The sequence below is a fragment of the Ralstonia sp. SET104 genome (assembly GCF_003851545.1).
GTDB lineage: Bacteria > Pseudomonadota > Gammaproteobacteria > Burkholderiales > Burkholderiaceae > Ralstonia.
Genome location: NZ_BHVX01000006.1, coordinates 96,029 through 111,995, shown reverse-complemented (window position 1 = coordinate 111,995; position 15,967 = coordinate 96,029). Strand labels below are relative to the sequence as shown.

Below are 15,967 nucleotides of genomic sequence, written 5' to 3'. Positions count from 1 at the left end.
ACAGCGCGATCATAGCAAAGCCCGTCAACGGTTTGCGGGCGGTTTCAGGCCGTGTAGTGCCAAAAGCAGCACTATGACCGGCCATCGGGGTGGGCGGCGGCCTGCCACTGCGCATAGGCCGCGCGCAGCCGCCATGCCGAGGTCGCATCGCGCAGGCCCAGCGCATACCCCACTTCAGCAGGGTCTGCGCCTGCGTCGAACAGCGCGGCGGTATATCCGTTGCGCAGCGTCTGCGGCGACAACCGTTCGCTGCGGTGCAGCAATGCCGGCAGCTCGGTGAGCCAGGCCTCCACCCGGCGGTACACCGAGGCAGCATGCATGACACGCCCGCCAGCATCGGCCACGAACACGCGCTCGCCGGGCACCTCAGCATGGGCGCGCACCGCCAGCCAGGCGGCCAGCGCGGGGCGCGCGGCTTCAAGCATGGGCGCCTGATACGACGGGCCGCGAGACCGCTCGACGGTAATGGCCTGCAGGGCCTCATCCACCTGACGGAGCTGCAGCGATTGCACCTGCGCGACCTTCAGCCCCGCACCATGGCAGACCGCGACGAGTGCACGGTCGCGCGCGAGCTTGAACGCGCTGGCGTTGGCGGCAGCCTCGCTGGCCTGCGCGCCCACCGCCAACGAAGCCTCGATCGCCGCACGCTCCGCCAATGAAAGGAATGTGGTCGGATCGTTCTCGCCTTCGGCCAGCTTCTGCTGCACAGCCGAGCTTGCAGGGTTGTGCGTACCAGTACGTTGTTGATCGATCTGATGAAAGACGCGCTCGATCAGGCGCGCATAGCGGTAGCGATGCAGCTTGGTCAGGCCCGAATCGTCAAGGAAGGCGGCGATATCACCGGCGCTCCAATCAGCCAATGCGCGCTGGTGCGATTCGGCCCAGCGCAGCCATTTGCGCCACATCGCGCGATACACCGTCGCCGATGATTCACGATAGCCGCGTGCGGCCAGCCAATGCTCGAAGGCTTGCGCAGGCCGCTCCGCCCAGTCTTGCAGGCTGGGCTGAAACAGATCAGGAACAGGCGTGGCGGGCGGCGTAAACAAGGTCAATGCAGGGTCAATGCGGCAGCGGAAATGCAGAAAAACGGGCGTGGGCGAACGTTTCGCGTATCCTGCCGAGCGTAACACGCAGCTCATGTATCCCATTGCGGACCCCATCGTGAAGAAAACCGACCTCGAAAAACTCAAGGGCCTCAAGATTGCCAACAACCTCAAACGCGACACCCAGCGCACCGGCAAGCCTGGCCAGGGCAGCGGCAAGGCAATTCCACAGAACAAGCTGCTGAAGGCGCTGCTCGGCAAGCCAGCAGAAGGCGAGCCGAAGAAGTCGGGAAAATCCTGACGCGCGCCTCACACATCTAGAGCCCCGCCCTGTTGTTCCAATGGGCGCTTGGGTGCTACCGTCCGGCGCGTTTCCACATCATGTGATGCGCCGGACATGTCTTCCTCCACGCCCTCCTCGCCATACCCCCACCTGTTGGCCCCGCTCGACCTTGGCTTCACCACGCTCAAGAACCGCGTGCTGATGGGTTCGATGCACACCGGGCTGGAAGATGGCAACCGTTTTGGCAACCATCTTGAGCGCCTGGCCGCGTACTTTGCCGAGCGTGCGCGCGGCGACGTCGGCCTGATGGTCACGGGCGGATTTGCACCCAACATTGCGGGTTGGACCAAGCCGTTTGCCGGGCGCCTCGCCACACACGGAGCAGCACGCCGCCACCGCGCGGTCACCCGCGCCGTGCATGAGGAAGGCGGCAAGATCGCACTGCAGATTCTGCATACCGGCCGCTACGGCTATCACCCGCTTGCGGTGGCGCCCACGGCGCTGCGCTCGCCCATCAGTCCGTTCACGCCGCGCGAGTTGTCAGCGCGCGGTATCGAGCAGCAGATCCGCGCGTTCGTGCGCTGCGCCCAGTTGGCCCGCGAGGCAGGCTACGACGGCGTCGAGATCATGGGCTCCGAGGGCTACTTCATCAACCAGTTCCTCGTCACGCACACCAACAAGCGCACCGACGACTGGGGCGGCAGCTATGCCAACCGCATGCGCCTGCCTGTGGAAATCGTCCAGCGCACGCGCGAGGCAGTCGGCCGCGACTTCATCATCATCTACCGCCTGTCGATGATCGACCTGATCCCCGACGGCAGCTCGTGGGAAGAAGTCGTACAGCTCGCCCGCGCCGTGGAGCGCGCCGGCGCCACCATCATCAACACAGGCATCGGCTGGCACGAGGCGCGCATCCCCACCATTGCGACCAGCGTGCCGCGCGCAGCCTTTGCGTGGGTCACGAAGAAGATGAAAGGCGAGGTCGGCATTCCGCTGGTCACGTCCAACCGCATCAACACGCCGGAAGTGGCGGAGGCCGTGCTGGCCGATGGCTGCGCCGATATGGTGTCGATGGCGCGCCCGCTGCTGGCCGATCCCGATTTCGTACGCAAAGCAGCCATGGACCGCGCGCAGGACATCAACACCTGCATCGCCTGCAACCAGGCGTGCCTGGATCACGCCTTCAAGGCCAAGATCGCGAGTTGCCTCGTCAACCCGCGTGCGTGTCATGAGACCGAACTCGTCATCCGCCCCACGCCGGCCAAGCGGCGCTTTGCGGTGGTGGGCGCGGGACCGGCGGGTTTGTCGGCAGCCATCACGCTGGGCGAACGCGGGCATGCGGTGGATCTGTACGACGCCGCAACGGAACTCGGTGGCCAGTTGAACATGGCCAAGCGCATTCCGGGCAAGGAAGAGTTTCACGAGATGCTGCGCTACTTCACACGCCGCGTGGAAGCGACGGGTGTGACACTGCGCCTGGGCACGCGCGTGGATGCGCAGCAACTGCTTGCGGCCAGGTACGACGAGATCATCATCGCGACGGGCGTGTCGCCGCGCGATCCGAAGATTCCGGGGCAGGAGCATCCGAGCGTGCTGTCGTACATCGATGTGCTGCGCCATCGCAAGCCGGTGGGCAAGCGCGTGGCGATTGTCGGCGCGGGCGGCATTGGCTTTGATGTGGCGGAGTTTCTCGCGCTCGACGGTCATTCACCCACGTTGGATCTGCAGACATGGCGCGCCGAGTGGGGTGTGGGTGATCCGACGCAAGTGCGCGGCGGCGTGGATGGCATCCGCCCTGAGCCGCAAGCGCCCGCGCGCGCGATCACTCTGCTGCAGCGGCGTGCCGGCAAACTCGGTGGCGGCCTGGGCAAGACCACGGGCTGGATTCATCGCACGAGCCTGAAGAACCTTGGTGTGCGCATGGTGGGCGGCGTCAACTACGAGCGAATCGGCGATGAAGGCCTGCTCGTAAGCTACGGAGAAAAACGCGAAGCCGCCGAATGGCTGACGGTTGACTCAATCGTGCTGTGCGCGGGCCAGGAACCGCTGCGCGAGCTGGTCGAGCCGCTGCAGGCGGGCGGCGCCAAGGTGCACATCATTGGCGGCGCCGATGAAGCGCTCGAACTCGACGCCAAACGCGCCATCGATCAGGGCACGCGTCTGGCCGCATCGCTGTGACGCTTCAGGCACGCGTGCTGTGAAGGTTTTGCACCACGCGCCCGTTTTTACAAGCCCATCCCCTCCCCGACCCGCCGCGAATGCCGAAATGACAATGGCTGGCGCGGTCGGCCCGGTTCTTGCGTGAACAGGCGTATCAAGCACATTCACAAGAGCCGGTTTGTCCAAAAACGTTTCTCCCAAGTCTTCTGCCAACGCGGCGCCCATGCCCTCGCTCGACCTTGGTCGAACAGCCTTTCTGCTCGACTTTGACGGCACGCTCGTCGATATCGCGCCGCAACCCGATGCCGTGCATGTCTCTGCACCGCTGCGCGAAACGCTGGCCGCGCTGCACACCGCAAGCGGTGGCGCATTGGCCATCATCAGCGGCCGCACGGTGCACGACGTGGAATCTCGCCTGTCTCTGCCCGGGCTCGTCATTGCGGGCGTGCATGGGGCCGAGCGCCGCAATGCGGACGGCGGCCTCGTCCGCCTGAATGCCGACAGCAACGCACTCGCGCGGCTGGAGCGCGAGTTGCGCGCTGAACTCACGCAGTTGTCGACGCAGTTTTCCGGCGTGGTGCTGGAGAGCAAAGGCATCGCGTTCGCGCTGCACTACCGCCATGCACCTGAAGCCGAAAACGCGGTGCTGAATGTGGCCGACCGCCTTGCGCGCCGCTATGCCGACCACGTGCGGCTGCAGGCCGGCAAGATGGTTGTCGAACTCAAGCCGCGCGGTGCCAGCAAGGGCGACATGGTGCGCACGCTGATGACCGAGCCGCCCTTTACGGGCCGCACCGTGCTGTTTGCGGGCGATGACTTGACCGATGAAAGCGCCTTCGATGCTGTCAACGCGTTCGATGGCTGGTCGATCAAGGTGGGCGCGGGCCCGAGTCAGGCGCACTGGCGCGTGCAAGACCCGGCGGCACTGCGCGAATGGCTGGCGGCGCTCACGGCCGCCAAGCGAGGTGCCGCATGAGCCGGCTCATCGTTGTTTCCAATCGCGTTGCGCCCGTTGCCGAAGGCCAGGGGACGGCGGGCGGCCTGGCCGTGGGTGTATTCGATGCCCTGCGTGAAACCGGCGGCATCTGGTTCGGCTGGAGCGGCGAGAGCGCCGCCACCGTTGCGCACGAGCCCAACATCGTCACCAAGGGCAACATCACGTACGCCACTGTCGGCCTGAACCGCAAAGACTACGACCAGTACTACCGCGGCTTTGCCAACGCAACGTTATGGCCGATCTTCCATTACCGTGTTGATCTCTCGCGCTACGAGCGCCAGGAGTACCACGGCTACCGGCGTGTCAATGCGCAGTTTGCGCATCAGCTCAAGGCGCTGGTGCAGCCGGACGACATCCTGTGGGTGCATGACTATCACCTGATCCCGTTTGCAGCGGAGTGCCGCGCGCTGGGGCTGACCAACCGCATTGGGTTCTTCCTGCACATTCCGTTTCCGTCGCCGGAAATCCTGACGACGATTCCGCCGCATGAAGACCTGATGCGTGCGCTGTGTGCGTATGACCTGGTCGGTTTCCAGACCGAGACCGACCGCGTGGCCTTCTACGACTACATCGAGCGCGAGGCACGCGGCTACATTGAACAGAAAGAACAGAACGGCCCCGTACACGCCTATGGCCACACGCTGCGCGCGGAGGTCTACCCGATCGGCGTGCATCCGGACGAGATCGCGCAGCAGGCAAAGTCGTCGCTGGCGCGGCGCAATCCGTTCACGCGGCATGCGAACCCGCGCGGCGAGCGCGCCATCGGTCAGGGTCAGGGGCAAGGCCAGCAGCCGACGCGGCTCATCATGAGCGTGGACCGGCTCGACTATTCCAAAGGCCTGCCCGAGCGCTTCCGCGCGTTCGAGCAACTGCTGGACGATTTTCCGGACCACCGCCGGCACGTGACCTTCATCCAGATCGCGCCGACGTCGCGTCAGGACGTGCAGAGTTATCAGCAGATACGCCAGCGGCTCGAAGCGGAGTCGGGCCGCATCAACGGCAAGCATTCGGAGTTGGACTGGACGCCCATCCGCTACATCAACAAGCAGTACGAACGGCGCGTGCTGATGGCGCTGTTCCGCAGCTCGCAAATCGGCTATGTGACGCCGTTGCGCGATGGGATGAACCTCGTGGCCAAGGAATACGTGGCCGCGCAAGACCCTGAAAACCCAGGGGTGCTGGTGCTCTCGCGCTTTGCCGGCGCGGCGCGCGAGCTGGATGCCGCGCTCATCGTCAACCCATATGACACACGCGGCATGGCCGAGGCACTGAACCGCGCGTTGACGATGCCGCTGGAAGAACGCAAGGCGCGTTACGCCCACATGATGGATCGGCTGCGCGCGGCCAACCTCACCATCTGGCGCGAGCGGTTTGTGGCCGACTTGCGCAATGCGCCGTCGCAGTAGTTGAAGGCAGTCAAGCGCCTGCGCTGCCGCTGCGCAAGATGCGTTCGGCCGGGTCTGCTGTGTCTGTGTCTGTGGATGCGTCCGCACGGGCCTGGGGTGACAACATATCGGCCAACACGGCATTCATGCGCGCCCAGTGCGAGCCGGGCCAGTAGATACGTCTGCAAACGTCGCAGGTGCTGAACAGGTGTTGGCGCTCGCGCACGCGGGGCGGCACGCTGGCGCCAGCCTCTTCCGGGCTCAGCATGCGCAGCGGCACGTTGCATTCCAGGCAGCGTGAGAACGGCTTGGCCATATCGACCAGCCTGAACCGCGACACGATTTCGCGCATCTGCGCCTGCGGCTCACGCGCGCGAATAAACGCGCCACGAAGGATGCCGCGCCGCTTGAGCAGTTCACGATCGCGCGAGAGCACGATCCAATCTTCGGCCTGAGCCAACGCTTCGATGGCGGCGTCGGCGTAATTGTTGTCATAGGCGGTATTGAAGCCGGCCATGCGCAGCAGGCGCGCCGTGGCGCCCAGGTGCGCGTCGCACAGAAAGTGCAGCGGCGCGACGGGCAAGGCGGGCTGCGCGCATGAAACCGCGATGTGACCACTGGCCGGCACCATGGCTTCCATTGGGGTGGGCGCGTCATTCACAAGGACTTGCCCCACCTCGGTGTGCGGCACGCCCAGCGCCTCGATGGCGTGCTTGAGCGTGGCGCCATCTGCCCAGGCGCGCACAACAGGGTGCCCGCGCAACGCCAGTGGAATCAGCGGCGTCAGACTGGAATCGAACGTGAAGACAACGGTCTGCATGCCTGCCACGATACTCCCAACCCAACATCGGCGCCCTGACACGCAGTTCTCGTGCCCTCACTCAAAGCGCTGCGCGCGTCTTTCCAGCGCCCCGGCCCGCGAACTCAGGCTCTCGCGCCAATAAAAAGCGGCGTGACCGGTAGAGTCACGCCGCAAATACGGAGGAGGAGAAATTCAGTCCGTGCGCGATTTATGCGCGCGATGCAGCGCCGCCTTTCGGATAGCTCGCATCGCCGTTCCACGACAGGTAGCCATACGTATCGGCCTGGCGATCGGCGCCTTGCGTGTACGGGTCGAAGCGGCCAGCCTGCGTAGCGGCCGGGGCGTCAAAGTTGGGTTGGATGGAAGCGGCCGCCGGCTGCGACAGCAGTGCGGCAGAAGCCGAAACCAAAGCCACCAGGGCCAGTACGTTACGGCGGGAGAAAGTGGTGAAGAGACGGGAGTTCATGATCAGTTCCTTGTTCGATTGCGCTCGTTGTTGCGCTTGGAAGGCAGAATAAATCGTTACTCCCGTCTGATAAATGCAGCTTTGAAGAAATAACTGTTCAGGCCGCACTAACAATGTGCAGTCGCGGATTTTCCTTCAGTTGCAGGCACGGATGGTCAGCAAACAGCGTCGCCACCCAATCCACAAACACCCGCACCTTGGGCGACAGATGACGGTTGTGCGGATAGATGACCGACACCGGCAATGGCTCGGAGATGTAGTCCGGCAGGATCTCGACCAGCGTGCCCGCCATCAGATGCTCGTACACGAGAAAGCGCGAAGTCTGCATCAGGCCCAGGCCGTGCAGCCCGCACGCCACGGCGGATTCCGCATCGTTGACGGACACCATGCCGCGCACCTTGTGAATCTGCTTTTGCCCGTCGATGACGAAATCCCAATCCATGCGGCGGCCGTTGCGCGGCGAAAAGTAATTCACTGCCGTGTGATCCTGCAGATCCTCCAATGACGTGGGCGTGCCGTGTCGCGCCAGATACTCGGGGGCGGCGCAGTTCACCATCGACAACTGCCCGATGCGGCGCGCAACGAGGCTGGAATCCTGCAGCTCGCCCACGCGCACGGCGCAATCCACCCCTTCCTGCACGAGATCGACGGTGCGGTCGCTCATGCCGATCTCAAGCTGAAGATCGGGGTACGCATCATGAAAATCGCGGATGCGCGGCACAAGCAACCGTTTGCCAATCGAGGCAGGCACGTCAATGCGCAGGGTGCCACGTGCGCCCGACGCACTTTGCGAGAAAGCGGCCTCGGTCTCTTCCAGATCACCAAGCAAGCGCACGCAGCGTTCGTAATACGCAGCGCCATCTGCGGTGACATTCACGCGGCGCGTGGTTCGATGGAGCAGGCGCACGCCGAGATGCGCCTCAAGGCTTTGCACCAGGTTTGTCACTGTGGCGCGGGGTAACTGAAGGCTGTCGGCAGCCTTGGTGAAACTGCTGGCTTCCACGACACGTGTGAAAACCTGCATGGCCTGCAATCGATCCATCTGCGGCTCCTGAGGGTCGGACTCCACGGAGCATGCGCACTGCCGAGATCAAAACGGCAATGCGCAAGACAAGTGAAATCTGAAGGGGTGCACCCGGTTGGCGCGATCAGGAAGGCGGCGGACTACGAATTTTCGCAGTGCAACAAGATCGGCCTCGAGCAATGACACTTTGTAGCACAACCGTAAATTTTGATTGTTCGGTTGCAACTAATAGTGATGTCTGATTATAGGCATTTATCCGCGTTCGTCTAATCACCATCATTCAGCCCATCGATATCCGGGTTATCCGCAAAGGTAAGCCCCGCCTGACATCATGGGTTCTTCCCCACCGCGCTTGGTTATTTCGGACCGCACGCCCACCAGCGATGCAGCATCAGCCGCTGTTCGTCCGGCGCGACCGTACCCAACGCCCGCCGCTACAAATGTTGCACTGAATAACAATTTGCGCGACGCAGCATTCAAACTGCCTGAGCAATCTTCTTCATGCAAGGAAACGGCTGACACGGCAACACTGCCGCGCGAGGTGACTGCCGAGGATTATTGGACGCAGGGCTACGCCAGCCGCATCCGCCTGCGTGTGTTCCGCCCCGAAATGCATGCCGACGATGCTGCCGCGCCGCTGCGCCATTGCGGCGTGCTGTATCTGCATGGCGGTGGTTTTGTGCGCGGCTCGATTGACGATGCCAATGCGCCCGCACGCCATCTGGCCGCCACGCTGCCTGCCGTGGTGGTGACGGTTGGCTATTCGCTGGCGCCCGCTGCGCCCTTTCCCGCCGCGCCCGAAGATGTGTACGCCGCGCTGTGCTGTATTGCAGACCATGCTGCCTCCTGGGGCATTGATCGTCGCCGCATCGCAGTGGCCGGGCATGACGCGGGCGGCAACCTGTCCGCCGCATTGACGATGATCGCGCGCGACCGTGGCGGCCCCAACCTGCGTGCGCAGGTGCTGATCGCGCCCATGCTCGACCCGACCATGGCCCGCATGCGCCCCGATCATCTGGCCAATGCCGACAACTCGGCCGAAGTCTGCGCAGATTGCTACCGCCAGTACCTGCCCCGCCCAACCGAGCGCGTCCACCCCTACGCCGCGCCGGTGGAATCCCGCCGCCTGCAAGGCTTGCCACCCGCCCTGCTGCTCACCGCGCCGCAAGACCTGCTGCGCACCGAAGCCGAACGCTACGCCGCATGCCTTATTGAAGCGGGTGTGGCTACGCAAGTCGTGCGCGTGAACGAGGCCTGCCATGACTCGATTGCCATGAGCGCGGTCGCACAAGACGAGATGACGTGCTTCCTGCGCTGGCACCTTGGCATGACACGGCAGGCAACCGCTCGCGCCAAGCGCCGCGCACGTGCAGACCGCAAGGACCGGACGCCCCCCTCCACTGATGCGACCGGAGAAACGCCCGGCTGAGACCCAACACCACAAGAAACGGAGTGCGAGGCCGCGCGCGTGTTTCTACGCTGCGGCCCAAGTGCTCTTCCGGAGCTTTACAGCGTCTTTTCTCTTTGCTTACCCAACAGAAATCGAGAGTCATCATGAGCCTGTCCAAACGCACCATCGCCATTTCGGTTGCCGCCGTGCTCGGCGTTGCAGCCGTGGGCACATACGGTCTTGTTTCCAGCGCCGGCGCATCGCAGCAGCCGGCCGCCGCGCCCGCAGCGACACCGGTGGATGTGGCGCCCGTCGTCGCACGCAACGTGGCGGAATGGGATGAGTTTTCTGGCCGCATCGAAGCCGTTCAACGCGTTGAAGTCCGCCCACTGGTGAGCGGCACCGTCACTGCGGTCCACTTCAAGGACGGCAGCATCGTCAAGAAGGGCGACGCACTGTTCACCATCGACCCGCGCCCCTACGCGGCAGAAGTCGCACGCACGCAAGCCGTGCTGACGGCCGCCAAATCGCGCGTGGCCTACACCACGTCAGAACTCGATCGCGCCCAGAAACTGGTGGCCGACAACGCCATCGCGCGCCGCGAGTTTGAAGAGAAGGAAAACGCCGCACGCGAGGCCCAAGCCAACCTGCAAGGCGCCGCCGCCGCACTGGATGCCGCCAGGCTGAACCTGGAGTACACACACATCGTGGCGCCCGTTGCGGGCCGCGTGTCGCGCGCAGAAATTACCGTGGGCAACGTGGTGTCTGCCGGTGGTGCTGCGCCGGTGCTGACGACGCTAGTGTCCGTATCGCCGATGTACGTGGCGTTCGATGCGGATGAGCAAAGCTACCTGCGCTACTCCGCCAAGGCGGCCCAAGGTACCAAGACGCCGGTCTACATCGGGCTGGCCAATGAAGAGGGCTACACGCGCGAAGGCGTGATCCAGTCCGTCGACAACCGGCTCGATGTGCGCTCGGGCACCATCCGCGTGCGCGCCACGCTGGACAACGCCGACGGCCGCCTCACGCCGGGCCTCTACGCCCGCGTGCGGATGAGCACCGGTGCCCCGCACGATGCCATCCTCATCAGCGACAAGGCCATCGGTACGGACCAGGACAAGAAGTTCGTCCTGGTGGTGGATGCCGGCAACAAGACGAGCTACCGCCCGGTTGTGCTGGGCGCCTCCATCGACGGCCTGCGCGTGGTGAAATCGGGCCTGAAGGCCGGTGACCGCATCGTCGTCAACGGCATCCAGCGCGTGCGCCCGGGCGACGCCGTGGCACCCAACGCGGTGACGATGGATAGCCTGGTCACCAAGCGCGTGGTGCTGCCGGGTGCCCGACCGGAAACCCCCACTGAAGCCCCCGCCACGCCTGCCGAAGCCTCGGCATCAACGCCCGCAACCGCTCCGGCCGCGAAGGCCGAAGCAAAGCCCGCAGATGCCAAGACCGCGGCCAACGCACAACGCCTGCCGGCAGATCGCGCCTGAGTGCACTGAGTGCGCCTGATTGCGACTGAACCTCATCGCCCAAATACATAAACTCGGCCATGAACTTCTCTAAATTTTTCGTGGACCGCCCAATCTTTGCGGGCGTGCTCTCCACGCTGATCCTGTTGATCGGGATCATCTCGATCTGGCGATTGCCGATCTCGGAATACCCCGAGGTCGTGCCGCCTTCAGTGGTGGTGCGCGCGCAGTTTCCGGGCGCCAACCCGAAGGTGATTGCCGAGACCGTCGCCTCGCCGCTCGAAGAGCAGATCAACGGCGTCGAGAACATGCTGTACATGCAGTCACAGGCCAACAGCGACGGCAACCTGACCACGACAGTCACGTTCAAGCTGGGCACCGACCCGGACAAGGCACAGCAGCTCGTGCAGAACCGCGTCTCGCAAGCGCTGCCGCGCCTGCCCGACGTGGTGCAGCGCCTGGGTGTGACCACTGTCAAGAGCAGCCCCGACCTGACGATGGTGGTGCACTTGCTGTCGCCCAACGATCGCTACGACATGACGTACCTGCGCAACTATGCCGTGCTCAACGTCAAGGATCGGTTGGCGCGCATCAGCGGCGTGGGCCAGGTGCAATTGTTCGGCTCGGGTGACTACTCGATGCGCGTGTGGCTCGACCCGAACAAGGTCGCCGAGCGCGGCCTGACCGCCAACGAAGTCGTGCGCGCCATCCGTGACCAGAACGTGCAGGTGGCGGCGGGCGTGATCGGCGGTTCGCCGTCGGTGCCGGGTACGGACCTGCAACTGTCCGTCAACGCGCAGGGCCGCCTGAAGACCGAACAGGAATTTGGCGACATCATCCTGAAAAGCTCGCCCAACGGCGCGGTAACCACGCTGCGCGACGTGGCCCGCATTGAGCTGGCCGCATCGGAATACGGCCTGCGCTCGCTGCTCGACAACAAGCAGGCGGTGGCCATTCCGATCTTCCAGGCGCCGGGCTCCAACGCGCTGCAGATTTCGGATGACGTGCGCAAGACGATGGCCGAGCTGAAGGAAGATTTTCCCGAAGGCGTGGATTACCGCATCGTCTATGACCCGACGCAGTTCGTCAGATCGAGTATCGAAGCCGTCACGCATACGCTGCTGGAAGCAGTGGCGCTTGTGGTGCTGGTGGTGATCCTGTTCCTGCAGACGTGGCGCGCGTCGATCATTCCGCTGCTGGCGGTGCCGGTGTCGATCATCGGTACGTTTGGGCTGATGCTGATATTCGGCTTCTCGATCAACGCGCTGTCGCTCTTCGGGCTGGTGCTGGCGATCGGGATCGTGGTGGACGATGCGATTGTGGTGGTGGAGAACGTCGAGCGGAACATCGCCGAAGGCTTATCGCCGCGCGAGGCGACATACAAGGCCATGCGTGAAGTGAGCGGCCCGATCATCGCCATTGCTCTCACGCTGATTGCCGTGTTCGTGCCGCTGGCTTTCATGACGGGCCTGACCGGCCAGTTCTACAAGCAGTTCGCGCTGACGATCTCGATCTCGACCGTCATCTCGGCCTTCAACTCGCTCACGTTGTCGCCTGCGCTGGCTGCGCTGCTGCTCAAGAGCCACGACGCGCCCAAGGATTGGCTGGCCCGTGCAATGGACAAGGGCTTGGGCTGGATCTTCCGCCCGTTCAACCGTGTGTTCGGTGCCGCGTCGGAGTCGTATGGCCGCAGCACATCACGCGTGATCGGTCGCAAGGCCGTCATGCTGGGCATTTATCTGGCACTGATCGGGGCCACCGCGCTGCTGTTCAACAAGGTGCCGGGCGGCTTTGTGCCGATGCAGGACAAGCAGTATCTCGTGAGCTTCGCGCAGTTGCCCGACGGCGCCTCGCTCGACCGCACCGAAGACGTGATCCGCCGCATGTCGGACATCGCACTCAAGCACCCCGGCGTGGAAAGCGCCGTGGCGTTCCCGGGTCTGTCGATCAACGGCTTTACCAACAGCCCGAGCGCCGGCATTGTGTTCGTCACGCTCAAGCCGTTTGACCAGCGCAAGACAGCCAACCTCTCGGGCGGTGCGATTGCGGGGCAACTGAACCAGCAATACAGCGCCATCAAGGACGCGTTCATTGCCGTGTTCCCGCCGCCGCCGGTGCAAGGTCTCGGCACGGTGGGCGGTTTCAAGCTGCAACTGGAAGACCGTGGTTCGGTCGGTTACGAACAGCTCTTTGCCGCCACGCAGGCGTTCATGGCGAAGGCACGCAAGACGCCGGAGCTGGGTCCGTCGTTCTCGAGCTACCAGATCAACGTGCCGCAGTTGAATGCCGATCTGGACCGCGTGAAGGCCAAGCAGCTTGGCGTGCCCGTCACGGACGTGTTCGACACCATGCAGGTGTATCTGGGCTCGCTGTACGTGAACGACTTCAACCGCTTCGGCCGCACGTATCAGGTAAAGGTGCAGGCAGACGCGCCGTTCCGCGCCCATGCAGAAGACATCCTGCAGCTGAAGACGCGCAACACGGCGGGCGAGATGGTGCCGCTTTCGTCTCTGCTGCGCGTGTCGCAAGGCTTTGGGCCGGATATGGTGGTGCGCTACAACGGCTACACCGCGGCGGACATCAACGGTGGTCCGGCGCCGGGCTTCTCGTCGGGCCAGGCACAGGCGGCTGTCGAACGCATTGCGCATGAAACGCTGCCCAAGGGCGTGCGCTTCGAGTGGACCGACCTGACGTATCAGCAGATTCTGGCCGGCAACTCTGCGGTGTGGATCTTCCCGATCTGCGTGTTGCTGGTGTTCCTGGTGCTGGCCGCACAGTACGAGAGCCTGACGCTGCCGCTGGCGGTGATCCTGATCGTGCCGATGAGCCTGTTTGCCGCCATGCTGGGCGTATGGGCCTCGCACGGAGACAACAACATCTTCACGCAGATCGGCCTGGTGGTGCTGGTGGGGCTGGCGTGCAAGAACGCGATCCTGATCGTGGAGTTTGCGCGCGAGCTCGAACTGCAAGGACGCACCATCGTGGAAGCCGCCGTCGAGGCGTGCCGCCTGCGTCTGCGCCCGATCCTGATGACGTCGATCGCCTTCATCATGGGTGTGGTGCCCCTGGTGATGTCGACCGGTGCCGGCGCGGAAATGCGCCATGCCATGGGCGTGGCCGTGTTCGCGGGGATGCTGGGCGTGACGCTGTTCGGCCTGTTCCTCACGCCGGTGTTCTACGTGCTGCTGCGCACGCTGGCGGCACGCCGCGGCCAGCGCTCGGAAGATGCACCCGACCGTAACCCCGGCGATCTGGACCTGGATGGCGCGCTGCCTGTGCCGTCGGCCCAACATTAATCAGGACATCGCTATGAACGTGTTCAAACAACAAACCGGTTCGGCCGACCAGGCGATCAGGCCTGGCCGCTGGACACCGCTGGCGCTGGCCGCCGTGCTGTTCCTCGCGGCCTGCTCGCTGGCACCAACCTACGAGAAGCCGGACGTGGGCACGCCCAATGCCTTCAAGGAGGCTTCAGCGCCCGCAGATGCGCCGCTGGCCGCCGGTGAACAAGGCAAGTGGAAGACGGCCGAACCGTCTCTGCCCGCTGACGGCGCTTGGTGGAAAATCTTCAACGACCCGGCGCTCGACAAGCTCGAAACGCAGGCCGCTGAAGCCAGCCCCACGCTGGCCGCCGCCGCCGCCCGCGTGAACCAGGCACGCGCCTTTGTGCAAGCCAACCGTGCTTCGCTATTCCCGGAGCTGGATGCAGGCTTCGGCCCGACGCGCCAGCGGGGTTCTGCGGCATCGGCCGGCTTGCCGGTCGGCGCGCCCGTGCAGCCGCAGACGTACTGGCGTGCACAGTCCACCGTCGCGTATGAAGTTGACCTGTTCGGGCGCGTGCGCAACAACATCGACGCTGCCGGCGCAGATGCCGAGCGCGTGGAAGCGCTGTACCGTGCCGCCCGGCTGTCGTTGCAGGCTGACGTGGCGCAGACGTATTTCAGCCTGCGCACGCTTGATGCAGAAGAGGCGCTGCTGGCCCGCACGCTGGTCGGCCGCGAAGAGGCGCTCAAGCTCGTGCAACGTCGCTTCAACACCGGTGACATTGGCGAGCTGGATGTTGCCCGTGCAGACGCTGAACTGGCCACGGCACGCTCCGACCGCATCGGCGTGCAGCGCCGTCGCGCCGTTCTGGAGCACGCATTGGCAACGCTGCTGGGCAAGGCACCGGCTGATTTCACGATGGGCACAGACCCACTGCAGTCTGCTGAAGTGCGCGTGCCGGCGGGCTTGCCGTCCGCCTTGCTGGAGCGCCGCCCGGATGTGGCCGCTGCCGAACGCTCCATGGCTGCGGCCAACGCGCGCATCGGCGTGGCACGCGCGGCGTTCTTCCCGCAACTGCAGCTCACCGGCGGCTTCGGCTTTGAGTCGCACGACATTGGCGATCTGCTCAAGTGGGGCAGCCGCACGTGGATTCTCGGCCCGCTGGTTGGCACCGCGCTGTCACTGCCGATCTTTGACGGTGGCGCGCGCAGCGCGGGTGTGAAGCAAGCCCGTGCCGCCTACGAAGAAAACGTCGCCAACTACCGTGAAAGCGTGCTGGTCGCCTTCCGCGAGGTGGAAGACAACCTGTCGGAGCTGCGCCTGCTGGCGGATCAATCCAAGGCACAGGACGATGCCGTGCGTGCTTCCACGCGTGCTGCACAGCTCTCGCGCACGCGCTACAACGCGGGTTCAGTCAACTACCTGGATGTGATCGATGCCGAGCGCAACATGCTCTCCGCCGAGCGCATCGGCGTGCAACTGGCAGGCAGCCGCGTGAACTCCACGGTGGGGCTCATCAAGGCACTGGGCGGTGGCTGGGGTGACCTGCCGGCAGCAGAACAGACGAAGCCGGCCACAGTGGCGCGGCAGTAGGCGGAAGGATTTCTCTCCCCATCTCTCTCTGGAAAGCGAGACTCGGCGCGGCTTCGGCTGCGCCTTTTTTTCGCTGTATTCCCACACCAGT

At 64.4% G+C, this 15,967-nt stretch carries 12 protein-coding genes; 8 read left to right on the top strand and 4 right to left on the bottom strand.

All coding sequences use genetic code 11. The annotated features are described in order from the left end of the window. Positions 1 to 71: 71 nt before the first annotated feature. Positions 72 to 1,052 carry a tyrosine-type recombinase/integrase gene (locus tag PSUB009319_RS09790; protein ID WP_124382034.1) on the bottom strand — a complete coding sequence of 327 codons (981 nt, stop codon included), beginning with the start codon at positions 1,050 to 1,052 and terminating at the stop codon, positions 72 to 74. A gap of 85 nt (positions 1,053 to 1,137) precedes the next feature. On the opposite strand from PSUB009319_RS09790, the gene PSUB009319_RS09785 reads away from it, so the two are divergent. The 4 genes from PSUB009319_RS09785 to otsA all read left to right on the top strand — a co-directional run bounded on the left by PSUB009319_RS09785 (position 1,138) and on the right by otsA (position 5,889). Further along, the gene (locus PSUB009319_RS09785) at positions 1,138 to 1,344 is read left to right on the top strand and encodes a hypothetical protein (protein ID WP_124382182.1); all 207 of its coding nucleotides are present in this window, start codon (positions 1,138 to 1,140) and stop codon (positions 1,342 to 1,344) included. 96 nt (positions 1,345 to 1,440) lie between these two features. Then, a complete protein-coding gene (locus PSUB009319_RS09780) occupies positions 1,441 to 3,504 on the top strand; it encodes an NADPH-dependent 2,4-dienoyl-CoA reductase (RefSeq protein ID WP_124382033.1) in 2,064 nt (687 codons plus the stop codon). A 160-nt stretch (positions 3,505 to 3,664) separates the two neighbouring features. Beyond that, positions 3,665 to 4,462 carry a trehalose-phosphatase gene (otsB, locus tag PSUB009319_RS09775; RefSeq protein ID WP_124382032.1) on the top strand — a complete coding sequence of 266 codons (798 nt, stop codon included), beginning with the start codon at positions 3,665 to 3,667 and terminating at the stop codon, positions 4,460 to 4,462. Beyond that, a complete protein-coding gene (otsA, locus tag PSUB009319_RS09770) occupies positions 4,459 to 5,889 on the top strand; it encodes an alpha,alpha-trehalose-phosphate synthase (UDP-forming) (RefSeq protein WP_124382031.1) in 1,431 nt (476 codons plus the stop codon). The genes otsB and otsA overlap by 4 nt, the downstream gene beginning before the upstream one ends. A gap of 10 nt (positions 5,890 to 5,899) precedes the next feature. Here otsA and PSUB009319_RS09765 read toward each other — a convergent pair whose 3' ends face one another. From PSUB009319_RS09765 to PSUB009319_RS09755, 3 genes are all read right to left on the bottom strand, one after another. Continuing rightward, positions 5,900 to 6,688: a Mut7-C RNAse domain-containing protein gene (locus PSUB009319_RS09765; protein ID WP_124382030.1), complete on the bottom strand. Its 789-nt coding sequence runs from the start codon at positions 6,686 to 6,688 to the stop codon at positions 5,900 to 5,902. A gap of 190 nt (positions 6,689 to 6,878) precedes the next feature. Beyond that, positions 6,879 to 7,136, bottom strand: a complete 258-nt coding sequence (locus tag PSUB009319_RS09760) for a hypothetical protein (protein ID WP_124382029.1) — start codon at positions 7,134 to 7,136, stop codon at positions 6,879 to 6,881. Between the two features lie 97 nt (positions 7,137 to 7,233). After that, entirely contained in the window at positions 7,234 to 8,178 is a 945-nt protein-coding gene (locus PSUB009319_RS09755) for a LysR family transcriptional regulator (protein WP_124382028.1), read from the bottom strand. Positions 8,179 to 8,491: 313 nt separating this feature from the next. Between PSUB009319_RS09755 and PSUB009319_RS09750 the strand changes: the two genes are divergently transcribed. The 4 genes from PSUB009319_RS09750 (at position 8,492) to PSUB009319_RS09735 (ending at position 15,876) form a co-directional block, all read left to right on the top strand. Then, positions 8,492 to 9,589: an alpha/beta hydrolase gene (locus PSUB009319_RS09750; RefSeq protein WP_124382027.1), complete on the top strand. Its 1,098-nt coding sequence runs from the start codon at positions 8,492 to 8,494 to the stop codon at positions 9,587 to 9,589. Positions 9,590 to 9,714: 125 nt separating this feature from the next. After that, positions 9,715 to 11,040, top strand: coding sequence for an efflux RND transporter periplasmic adaptor subunit (locus PSUB009319_RS09745; RefSeq protein WP_124382026.1), 1,326 nt, complete (start codon positions 9,715 to 9,717; stop codon positions 11,038 to 11,040). A gap of 59 nt (positions 11,041 to 11,099) precedes the next feature. Further along, positions 11,100 to 14,315, top strand: coding sequence for an efflux RND transporter permease subunit (locus PSUB009319_RS09740; RefSeq protein WP_124382025.1), 3,216 nt, complete (start codon positions 11,100 to 11,102; stop codon positions 14,313 to 14,315). Between the two features lie 13 nt (positions 14,316 to 14,328). Beyond that, positions 14,329 to 15,876, top strand: coding sequence for an efflux transporter outer membrane subunit (locus PSUB009319_RS09735; RefSeq protein WP_185453438.1), 1,548 nt, complete (start codon positions 14,329 to 14,331; stop codon positions 15,874 to 15,876). Positions 15,877 to 15,967 lie beyond the last annotated feature (91 nt).

Coding starts and splice junctions, on each gene's coding strand:
- PSUB009319_RS09755 (WP_124382028.1), bottom strand. CDS start 8,178: ATGGATCGATTGCAGGCCATGCAGGTTTTCACACGTGTCGTGGAAGCC.
- PSUB009319_RS09740 (WP_124382025.1), top strand. CDS start 11,100: ATGAACTTCTCTAAATTTTTCGTGGACCGCCCAATCTTTGCGGGCGTG.
- PSUB009319_RS09760 (WP_124382029.1), bottom strand. CDS start 7,136: ATGAACTCCCGTCTCTTCACCACTTTCTCCCGCCGTAACGTACTGGCC.
- PSUB009319_RS09785 (WP_124382182.1), top strand. CDS start 1,138: ATGTATCCCATTGCGGACCCCATCGTGAAGAAAACCGACCTCGAAAAA.
- PSUB009319_RS09780 (WP_124382033.1), top strand. CDS start 1,441: ATGTCTTCCTCCACGCCCTCCTCGCCATACCCCCACCTGTTGGCCCCG.
- PSUB009319_RS09735 (WP_185453438.1), top strand. CDS start 14,329: ATGAACGTGTTCAAACAACAAACCGGTTCGGCCGACCAGGCGATCAGG.
- PSUB009319_RS09765 (WP_124382030.1), bottom strand. CDS start 6,688: ATGCAGACCGTTGTCTTCACGTTCGATTCCAGTCTGACGCCGCTGATT.
- PSUB009319_RS09750 (WP_124382027.1), top strand. CDS start 8,492: ATGGGTTCTTCCCCACCGCGCTTGGTTATTTCGGACCGCACGCCCACC.
- otsA (WP_124382031.1), top strand. CDS start 4,459: ATGAGCCGGCTCATCGTTGTTTCCAATCGCGTTGCGCCCGTTGCCGAA.
- PSUB009319_RS09745 (WP_124382026.1), top strand. CDS start 9,715: ATGAGCCTGTCCAAACGCACCATCGCCATTTCGGTTGCCGCCGTGCTC.